General features: G+C 55.8%; 7 protein-coding genes. All 7 read left to right on the forward strand.

From position 1 onward, the window contains the following. Positions 1 to 388 precede the first annotated feature (388 nt). The 7 genes from ABYV26_RS01900 (at position 389) to ABYV26_RS01930 (ending at position 8080) form a co-directional block, all read left to right on the forward strand. Positions 389 to 2176: an AAA family ATPase gene (locus ABYV26_RS01900; protein ID WP_372677638.1), complete on the forward strand. Its 1788-nt coding sequence runs from the start codon at positions 389 to 391 to the stop codon at positions 2174 to 2176. A gap of 6 nt (positions 2177 to 2182) precedes the next feature. Further along, entirely contained in the window at positions 2183 to 3370 is a 1188-nt protein-coding gene (gene ahbC / locus ABYV26_RS01905) for a 12,18-didecarboxysiroheme deacetylase (protein ID WP_372677640.1), read from the forward strand. Positions 3371 to 3403: 33 nt separating this feature from the next. Then, positions 3404 to 4378, forward strand: coding sequence for a porphobilinogen synthase (gene hemB, locus ABYV26_RS01910; RefSeq protein ID WP_372677642.1), 975 nt, complete (start codon positions 3404 to 3406; stop codon positions 4376 to 4378). A 25-nt stretch (positions 4379 to 4403) separates the two neighbouring features. Then, entirely contained in the window at positions 4404 to 5513 is a 1110-nt protein-coding gene (gene ahbD / locus ABYV26_RS01915) for a heme b synthase (RefSeq protein ID WP_372677644.1), read from the forward strand. 249 nt (positions 5514 to 5762) lie between these two features. After that, positions 5763 to 6581 (forward strand): hypothetical protein, encoded by an 819-nt coding sequence (locus tag ABYV26_RS01920; RefSeq protein WP_372677646.1) that lies wholly within the window; start codon positions 5763 to 5765, stop codon positions 6579 to 6581. A gap of 6 nt (positions 6582 to 6587) precedes the next feature. After that, entirely contained in the window at positions 6588 to 6914 is a 327-nt protein-coding gene (locus ABYV26_RS01925) for a hypothetical protein (RefSeq protein WP_372677647.1), read from the forward strand. 2 nt (positions 6915 to 6916) lie between these two features. Next, positions 6917 to 8080 (forward strand): cyclic nucleotide-binding domain-containing protein, encoded by a 1164-nt coding sequence (locus ABYV26_RS01930; RefSeq protein ID WP_372677649.1) that lies wholly within the window; start codon positions 6917 to 6919, stop codon positions 8078 to 8080. Positions 8081 to 8171 lie beyond the last annotated feature (91 nt).

Consider the following 8171-nt stretch of genomic DNA (forward strand, 5'->3'; position numbering starts at 1 on the left):
AAATAATCTACCTGTATCCTGTGTCAACATTTATTTTCATTATCACGGTTAACCATCCCTTTGGCCCGACGCCGGTTGGCTGACCAACCAGACTCTATTATCGGCCGTTGATCAGGAATCTAAAGTCAAATTCTTCGTCGGTCGACGCGCTTTTCATCCACGGCATTGCCGTGCCTGCTTTTCCCTCGGGCAACCTTGAATTTATCGGCCAGGTGCTTATACTCACCCATAACGCGGGGCGGCTTCTTTTATAGTCAGCTATTTGATGGTAGATTTCATGCCCTTTCCCTGCACCGTTCCATAGGGTGCCTTTTTTGCCGGGAGACGGCGACGCTGTTCCCAAGCTGCTTGACAAGCCGCATGAACATGAACCGATTACGAGTTGATCATGAGCGAATACAACGAAAAAATTCCCGACCCCAAAGAATTGGAGAAAGAGCTGGGTGATTTCCTGGCCAAAAAATTCGGTGGCAGCGTTAAACTGGCAACGCCCATCGTCATGCCCCAGGCAGCCAGCAGCGATGAAGGTGAGCCGCCACCGAAAGCCCGCCAAACGATTAATTTCGATCTCAAGCCGAAGGATCTAGTTTCCTATCTCGACCAATACATTGTCAAACAGACGGCAGCCAAAGACACGCTGGCCACCAAAATATGCACGCACTTCAACCGGATCAAGCATCTTCAAAGCGCACCGGACGACTTTATCGACATGGTCGGCATCATCAAGAACAACGTGCTGATGCTCGGCCCCACCGGCGTGGGCAAGACCTACATGGTTCGCCTCATCGCCAAGAAAATCGGTGTGCCGTTTGTCAAAGGAGACGCCACTAAATTCAGCGAGACGGGATATGTGGGCGGTGATGTGGAAGATTTGGTTCGAGACCTGGTCAAAGAGGCCGACGGGGATATCCAGCTGGCCCAGTATGGCATCATCTACATCGATGAAATCGACAAAATTGCCTCCAGCCACAATTTGATCGGTGCCGACGTTTCCCGCACCGGTGTCCAGCGGGCGCTTCTCAAGCCCATGGAGGAGACCGATGTGGATCTGAAAGTCCCCCACGATCCAGTATCCATGCTCCAAGAGATTGACCGGTTCAGAAAAACCGGCAAAAAAGAAAAAAGCAGCATCAACACCAAACACATTCTGTTTATCATGAGCGGTGCATTTTCCGGCATCGATAAAATTATTTCCAAGCGCATCGCCGACCAGAAAATCGGTTTCGGAGCCACCCTTTCCGACCCGTCCAAAGATGGGGACATCCTGTCCAAGCTCAAATCGGAGGACCTCGTCGAGTTTGGATTTGAATCCGAGTTTGTCGGCCGGCTCCCCGTACGCACGATATTCGAACGGCTCACGGAGTTGGATCTCCGCGACATCCTTGAAAACCCCAACAACCCCATCATTTTAGGTAAAAAGCTGGATTTCGCCGCCTACGGCATCGATATCAAGTTTCAGGCCGACACCCTGGCGGAGTTGGCCCGGCGGGCCTACGATGAAAATACCGGCGCACGCGGGCTGGTCAGCGCCGTGGAGAGCGCCCTGCTGCCTTTTGAAAAAACCCTGCCCTCCACCACCATCACCCGGTTTGCCGCCACCCGTCAGGTGATCGATCGACCGCAGGAAAGCCTGGACGAACTGCTTGAACGCCCCGGTGACGCGTCATTCAGACAGACGTTTGACCGACTGGCCGAAGAAGAGTGTCAGCGCATCGTGGAATATGTTACGGCAAACCGGAAAACCTTTGGCGAAAAATACGGCATCCAACTCACGGCGTCACGCATTGAACTGGCCGCCAAGGCCTACTGCAGTCTGGTGACCGACATCGAAAAAGTGCTCAAAAAGATAAAAACCTACTACGAAGAGACCAAGACCATAGAGCTTTACTTTATCAAAAATCATGGTATTAACATTGTCCTGGAAGAAGAGGCGATCGATCACATCATCGAACAATGCTTCAGAGACCGAGGCAAGCCGGAGGACTATTACCGCAGGTTGACCGCTGATTTCGAACACGGCCTGAAGCTGGTTCGTGAAAAAACGGGCCGGACTCGATTTTTTATCACTCGGGAGGCGCTGGAAAAACCGGACAGCTTCATTGCTGGCCTTCTCAGACAAGCCAGCGACGACCATCTCCCACTCTCCCCGAACCCCGACAAGCTGCTGAAAGGCTGACTTTATATGATCGGTATATCCAAGCTTTACTGCGGAACCGTCGAGCCCTCTGATGCGCTGCGATATGGCCGCCATTCGTCCACCCTTCCCTCCCACCTGCTGCAGTTTTCCAAGGATAAACGGCCGGTGGTCGTATGGAATGTAACCCGCAAATGCAATCTCAAGTGTGTTCATTGCTATGCCCAGGCCACGGAAGAATCCGTAGCCAACGAGCTTTCCACAGAAGAAGGGAAGACCCTGATCGACGATCTGGCGCAGTTCGGCGCCCCGGTAATGCTGTTCTCAGGCGGTGAGCCCCTGGTCAGAAAAGATCTTCCGGACCTAGCCGCCTATGCCGTCGATAAGGGCATGCGAGCGGTGATCTCCACCAACGGCACCCTGATCACCGCCGGCCTGGCCAAAACACTCAAATCCATCGGTCTTTCCTACGTGGGCATCAGCCTGGACGGCATGCAGGGGATCAACGACAAATTCAGGGGCGTGCCCGGCGCATATGACAAGGCCTTAGATGGTATCCGAAACTGCCAGGACGCGGGGATCAAGGTGGGACTGCGCTTCACCGTCAACAAGTTCAATGTGGGCGACATTCCGGCCATCTTCGATCTGCTCGAGGAGATGGACATCCCCCGGGTCTGTTTCTACCATCTGGTTTACGCCGGCCGGGGTTCCAAGATGGTGGAAGAGGACCTCAGCCTGGAAGGCACCCGCAGGGCAGTCGATCTGATCATCGACCGCACCAAAGCCCTTCATGCCAAGGGCATCGCCAAGGAGGTGCTCACGGTGGACAACCACGCCGACGGGCCCTACCTCTACCTGCGGCTGCTCAAGGAAGATCCCGAACGCGCCGCCGAAGTTCTCGAACTGCTCAAAATGAACGAGGGCAACAACTCCGGCCGTGGTATCGGCTGCGTCAGCTGGGACGGCGAGGTGTATGCCGACCAATTCTGGCGGCACCACAGCTTCGGCAACGTCCGCCAGCGCCCATTTTCCCAGATCTGGACCCATCCGGAAGACGACCTGTTGTTGAAGCTCAAAGAAAAAAAGATCCACGTCAAGGGCCGCTGTTCCACCTGCAAGTGGCTGGATGTCTGCGGCGGCAACTTCCGGGTGCGCGCCGAAGCGATCTTTGATGATGTGTGGGCACCGGACCCGGCCTGCTACCTCACCGATGAGGAGATTGCCCAAACGATATGATCGGCTGTTTCACGACCATGACCAGGAGTTGACATGCTGTTTCCCGATTATCGCCCAAGAAGGATGCGCCAGAGTGGGGCGTTTCGCAAAATGGTCCGCGAGACGACCCTTTCCGTCAACGATTTCATCCTGCCGCTGTTTGCCGTCGACGGCAAAGGGGTCGAAGACCCCATCGATGCCTTGCCCGGCCAATACCATTTGTCCGTCGACAACTTGGTCAAGGTAGCCAGACAGGCCTACGATTTAGGGATTCCGGCAATAATTCTCTTCGGCATACCGCCCAAAAAAGACCCGCTGGGCACCCAGGCCTACGCCAAGGAGGGCATCGTCCAGCGGGCCATCCGTGCGGTCAAGAACAAGGTTCCGGAACTGGCGGTGATCACCGATGTGTGCCTGTGCCAATATACCGACCACGGCCACTGCGGTTTTGTGGACGGCCATACCGTGGACAATGACGCGTCCCTGGATCTTCTGGCAAAGACGGCCCTGTCCCATGCCAAGGCCGGCGCAGACATGGTGGCCCCATCCGACATGATGGACGGCCGGGTCGCTGAAATCCGAAACATGCTGGACGAAAACGACTATTCCCAGATCCCCATCATGTCCTACGCCGTCAAGTATTGTTCATCATATTACGGACCGTTTCGCCAGGCGGCCCACAGCGCCCCCCAGTTCGGGGACCGTCGCACCTACCAGATGGACCCGGCCAACGCCAGGGAGGCCATCCGCGAAGCCACCATGGACGTGGAGGAGGGAGCCGACATCATCATGGTGAAACCGGCGCTGGCTTACCTGGATATTATCTGCCGGATCCGGGATGAAGTGGACCTGCCCGTGGCGGCATACAATGTCAGCGGGGAGTATTCCATGATCAAGGCAGCTGAAAAAATGGGCTGGCTCGACGGCCAGAAGGTGATGATGGAAACCCTTACCGCCATCAAACGGGCCGGAGCAGACATGATCCTGACCTATTTTGCCATGGATGCCGCCACCTTGATCAATGGATGACGCCACGAAGAGGATAGATAGCTCGATGAACCCGCATACCCATGCTGTAAAAGAAAATTCGCCTGGCGGCCACGGCAAGGGCAACACCCTCCGCCTGGTGGCCTGGGAGACGACCCGCAACTGCAACCTCTCCTGTGTTCACTGCCGGGCCGCAGCTACCAACGGTCCCTACAAGGGAGAACTGGAGACCGACCAGGGGTTCAAACTGCTGGGTGAAATCGCCGAGGTGGGGAAACCCATCATCATTCTTACCGGTGGAGAACCGCTGCTCAGGGAGGATATCTTCGATCTTGCCAAGCATGGCGACAGCCTGGGGCTGAGGATGGTGATGGCCCCCAACGGAACCCTGATCACCCCTCGGGTGGCCGAGAAAATGGCGGCTTCCGGCATTCGGCGGATCAGTGCCAGCATTGACGGGGCCACCAAGGCGTTCCACGACAAATTCCGTGGCGTGGAAGGTGCTTTCGACGCCGCCATCCGCGGCATCGAATATGTGAAAGCCGCGGGAATCGAATTTCAGATCAACACCACCATCACCAAAAGCAACCTGGATCAGATCCCCAGGATTCTTGAACTGGCCGAACAGCTGGGCGCGGTGGCCCACCATATTTTTTTACTGGTCCCCACCGGCCGCGGAAAATATATCGTGGACCAGGCCATCGATGCCAAAGAATACGAAGCCACGCTGAACTGGTTTTATGACCAGCGCGAAAAAACACCCCTGCAACTCAAGGCCACGTGTGCGCCCCACTACTACCGGATATTGCGTCAACGGGCAAAAGCGGAAGGAAAGACGATCTCCTTTCAAACCCATGGGCTCGATGCCGTGACCCGGGGCTGCCTGGCCGGTACGGGATTCTGTTTTATCTCCCACACCGGTGTCGTGCAGCCGTGCGGCTACACGGATGTCCAATGTGGAGACGTCACCCAGACGACCTTCGGTGAGGTCTGGAACCACTCGCCGGTATTCATTAAACTTCGCGACTTCAAACAGCTGGAAGGCAAATGCGGTGCCTGCGAGTACCGGGCGGTCTGCGGTGGATGCCGGGCCAGGGCCTTTGAGGCCAGCGGCAATTACATGGCAGAGGAGCCCCTATGCGCCTTTCAGCCGGAAAAGGCCTCTCCATCCATGTGATACATTCAACCCCGGGGGCGTCGTGAGGCCCAACACGGGCAGCACCGTTTCGATTTTCCTTGAACCTGTTTTCAACCTTACCCGCACCATCGACCACAACATTTTGCGGTTGCCTGGATAAAGGTCCACAACGGGCCTTGACATCAGAGCCTTTTTTTAATATTTTTTCCAATAAACGCCCAACCGACGAATCATTTGCCTAAAATTGATCGGACGAGCTTCCGATCCCGACCACTCAGCGACATAGCGATGGCTAAATTTAGAATAGGCGGTGCGCTGAAAGCAACACCGCTGCTGATCGTGCTCCTTGCCATGCTGCTTTCGCCTATTCTGCGGGCAGAGGCAACGATCATCAGGGACCTGCGTTTTGGCGACAATAACGGTTACGTGCGCATGGTCCTGGAATTTGACCGGCCGTTAAACCCTTCTCCGTCCTTTTCCATCCACCGCAACACCCTGCAGGTCACCATGACCGGAATCACCGCCGAGCTGCCTGACCGCGACACCGGTGAATACCACGCTGACATCATCAGCCTGGAGGTTTCTCAAACATCGGACGACACGCGCGTCCATGCAGTCTTTTCCTTCGATCCCGCCGATGTAAAAACCTTCTGGCTGACCGGTCCTCCCCGATTCATCATCGATGCCTACCGCCCCCTTTCCCCGGCCGCCGCCCAGCCGCCCGGTGAAGCATCACGTCAGATGGAAATGATCGAAGAAACCGTCACTTTACCCGATCCAACCAGCGAGCCGGCCACCCCCCAACCCGATTCAGGTTCGACGGCCATCGATGAGGCGTCGACCGAGCCCAACGGCGCCGCTATTCCGGTCAGCGGCATCGCTGATGATTTTCACCGAAACCGGTTTCAGCAGCGATTGATCGCCGCCCTGATCGTGGTCACCTCAATCATTGTCCTTCTGCTCATTTTTCTGTTATACATGGGCGCTGGCCGAAAAAATCCTCCAGAGCCATCCTGGGTGTACGATCTGCCGTCCACCAAGGATCGGGACATCGAAAGCATTGACGCTGTGATCGGCGAGCATCTGAAAAACCAGGATCACCGATAGGAAGACATGTCAGGTATTTCCATGCCCCAACAGAAAATAGATGCGCTCGATACCGGCCTGTCGGAGGCCGAAAAAGAGGATCTGGAAAAAATGATCGGCGAATTCCGCCGGGATCGATCGCAGGATGCCCCTGGAGAATCCAGAGAACCGATCCAGGCACAGATGGATCGTCTATCCCGCAGACTGGCCGATCTGAGCGAGCGGGTATTGAGGTCCGACCGTCAGATGGCTGACTTGGTGGAGGTCATGCGACTGTCCCACCAAAAAAGTGAATTGTTGAACCAACGCCTGGACGCTGTGATTGCAGCCCTAAAAAAAGGGAGAATGCTCTGAACATGAATGGAATCGAACCTCAGGCGAATCCGGACCAGGAAAGCATCATCGAACAGATCCTCACAGACCAGATCGATGTCCATTCAGTAAAGGAGTTTGAAACGCTACTTGACGTTTTTCCCGACAATCCGGCGCTGTATCGCAAATTTGCCGATCTGTTGGCTGGAAAAAATCTTGTGGATGCAGCGCTGTTGGCTTACCACAAAGCAGCTGCGCTCTACCTTGACGACGGCATGGTGCTCCAGTCCATTGTGGCAAAAATTCTAGAGTGGAGCATCGTCAAACCTTCCCATCGTGAAGGACACGATTTCCATTCGCAGGTCCGGCGCAAGGGTGGCGGCGACATGCCCTCACAGGTCCTTTTTTCTCAACTGAATTATGAGGAGATGGTGGCCCTGATGCTTCGCCTGACCCGTGTACGCCTGGCACCCGGCGAGGTGGTTTACGACGCCGGCCAGGAATCCACGGACATTTACTTCATCGTATCAGGCGAACTAACGGAAACACTGCCGCAAAGCGCGGGGGATCTGCCCGCCACTGTCATTGCACTGGCGGAAAACGACATCTTTGGAGACATCTTTCCCCTGGAAGAGGAATCGCTCTGCCTCGCACGCGTTGTGGCCACCAGCAACGTGGAACTGGTTAAAATTTCAAAGCCGGTGCTCAAGGCCGCCTGTTACCGCTATCCGCGAATCCGCGATCTTCTCGAGCGACTAAGCCGGATCCGGACGCCGCAGGACAAGCGGGCCTGGCAGACGGTTCGCAGGTCCTGTAGGTATTGCCTGCCTGCGGATATCAGCGTCGAATTTACCTCGGACGACACCGGAAGTAAGCGGGTCGTGCACGGCACCACCAGAGACCTTTCCACCGGCGGCATTTGCGTGGTCCTGAAAAATGATACCGCCCGCTCCGATATTGACGCCTTGCTCAAACAAAAGCCGACCCTGACAATCCTCGAAGGGAATCGAACGGTAATCGACGGGCTGACCGGCAATGTGGCCTGGCGGAAAACGGTCGGCCGGACGACCCGTCCGACCCATATTGTCGGTATCACGTTCGATCCGATGGCCGAAGAAACAGCCATCGCGCTGAATGCATTCTGTACCATATCCAACGACGAACAGGACATGATCTGGAATCTGTGGAATCATCTGGTGCGACACTGAACCGCGATAGCGAGCGCATTCCCCGCCGCTTGCGGCGGGGCGGCGAGCGAACTGAAAATAGATTTTCATCCTCACGGTGAACCCTCCCCGC

Source organism: Desulfosarcina sp., assembly GCF_041551955.1.
Taxonomy (GTDB): Bacteria; Desulfobacterota; Desulfobacteria; order Desulfobacterales; family Desulfosarcinaceae; genus Desulfosarcina.

Bases quoted from the DNA above. Each gene is read 5' to 3' on its own strand.
- ABYV26_RS01900 (WP_372677638.1), top strand. From the start codon at position 389: ATGAGCGAATACAACGAAAAAATTCCCGACCCCAAAGAATTGGAGAAA.
- ahbC (WP_372677640.1), top strand. From the start codon at position 2,183: ATGATCGGTATATCCAAGCTTTACTGCGGAACCGTCGAGCCCTCTGAT.
- hemB (WP_372677642.1), top strand. From the start codon at position 3,404: ATGCTGTTTCCCGATTATCGCCCAAGAAGGATGCGCCAGAGTGGGGCG.
- ahbD (WP_372677644.1), top strand. From the start codon at position 4,404: ATGAACCCGCATACCCATGCTGTAAAAGAAAATTCGCCTGGCGGCCAC.
- ABYV26_RS01920 (WP_372677646.1), top strand. From the start codon at position 5,763: ATGGCTAAATTTAGAATAGGCGGTGCGCTGAAAGCAACACCGCTGCTG.
- ABYV26_RS01925 (WP_372677647.1), top strand. From the start codon at position 6,588: ATGTCAGGTATTTCCATGCCCCAACAGAAAATAGATGCGCTCGATACC.
- ABYV26_RS01930 (WP_372677649.1), top strand. From the start codon at position 6,917: ATGAATGGAATCGAACCTCAGGCGAATCCGGACCAGGAAAGCATCATC.